Source organism: Burkholderia sp. AU45388 (genome assembly GCF_030481585.1).
Taxonomy (GTDB): Bacteria; Pseudomonadota; Gammaproteobacteria; order Burkholderiales; family Burkholderiaceae; genus Burkholderia; species Burkholderia sola.
Window position 1 is genome coordinate 1 of the sequence record NZ_JAUJPV010000065.1, and the last position, 1,344, is coordinate 1,344.

Annotated in this window: 1 protein-coding gene; it reads left to right on the forward strand. The window is 60.9% G+C overall.

What is annotated here, in order from left to right; genetic code table 11:
- The first annotated feature begins 54 nt into the window (after positions 1–54).
- On the forward strand, positions 55–1,305 hold the full coding sequence (locus QZM72_RS35440) for an IS256 family transposase (RefSeq protein ID WP_301740434.1): 1,251 nt from the start codon (positions 55–57) through the stop codon (positions 1,303–1,305).
- Positions 1,306–1,344 lie beyond the last annotated feature (39 nt).

The window sequence follows — 1,344 nt, forward strand, 5'->3', positions numbered from 1 at the left end:
GGGGCCTGTCCGTAATTTCGTGTTCGAGGCATATTCTTGTCCCAAGGAGAACGTATGCCTCGCAAACCGAAAGCCAAGCTGGCAGAACTGCCGGCGATTCCCGCTGAGCTGCTGGAGCAGTTCGGCAACGGCCCGATGACGGCCGATGCCATCAACGCCGCCACGCTGGCACTCAAGAAAGCGCTGATCGAGCGCGCGCTGGGCGGCGAGATGAACCATCATCTCGGCTATTCGCCCGGCGCCCCCAAGCCCCCCGAGATAAGCAACCAACGCAACGGCAAGGGTGCCAAGACGGTCCTGACCGAGGACGGCCCGATCCGTATCGAGGTGCCTCGCGATCGCGACGGCAGTTTCCAGCCGCTGCTGATTCCCAAGCACGAACGCCGCTTCACCGGCTTCGACGACAAGATCGTGGCAATGTACGCACGCGGCATGACCGTGCGTGAGATCCAGGCCTTTCTTCTCGAACAGTACGGCACCGAGGTGTCGCCGGATTTCATCAGCTCCGTCACCGATGAAGTCATGGCCGAGGTCACGGCCTGGCAAGCGCGGGCGCTCGAACTGATGTATCCCGTCGTCTTCTTCGATGCCTTGCGGGTCAAGATCCGGGAAAATGCCGTCGTGAGGAACAAGGCCATCTATCTGGCGCTGGGCGTGTTGCCCGATGGAACGCGCGACATTCTGGGACTCTGGATCGAAGGGACCGAAGGCGCGAAGTTCTGGATGAAGGTCTTCAATGATCTGAAAACGCGTGGTGTGAACGACATCCTGATCGCCGTCACCGATGGACTGAAAGGGATGCCTGAGGCGCTGGCAGCCGTCTTTCCGGCCACGACGCTGCAGACCTGCATCGTGCATCTGATGCGCAACAGCCTGGATTACGCGAGCTGGAAAGATCGTCGAGGGCTGGCCGCGGCCATCCGGCCGATCTACACGGCGGCGAGCGCGGAAGCGGCCCAAGCCGAATTGGATGCGTTTGCCGATGGCGAATGGGGACGGCGCTTCCCGACCGTCAGTGCCTCGTGGCGCAGCGCCTGGGATCGCGTGATCCCGTTCTTCGCGTTTCCCCCGGCGATTCGCAAGATCATCTACACGACGAATTCGATTGAGAATATCAACGGACAGTTGCGCAAGATCATCAAGACGCGAGGCCATTTTCCCAGCGACGAAGCGGCCACCAAGCTTATCTGGCTGGCCTTGCGTAACATCACGGCTGACTGGGGACGCGCCGCGCACGACTGGAAGGCGGCAATGAACCAGTTTGCCATCCTCTACGAAGAACGTTTTGTCCGGCCATCCGTGTGATGCTCAACCCGCCTCGAACACGGAAATTCTGACAGGCCC

What these genes read in the sequence shown, in the direction of transcription:
- QZM72_RS35440 (WP_301740434.1), top strand. Translation starts at nt 55, where the DNA reads ATGCCTCGCAAACCGAAAGCCAAGCTGGCAGAACTGCCGGCGATTCCC.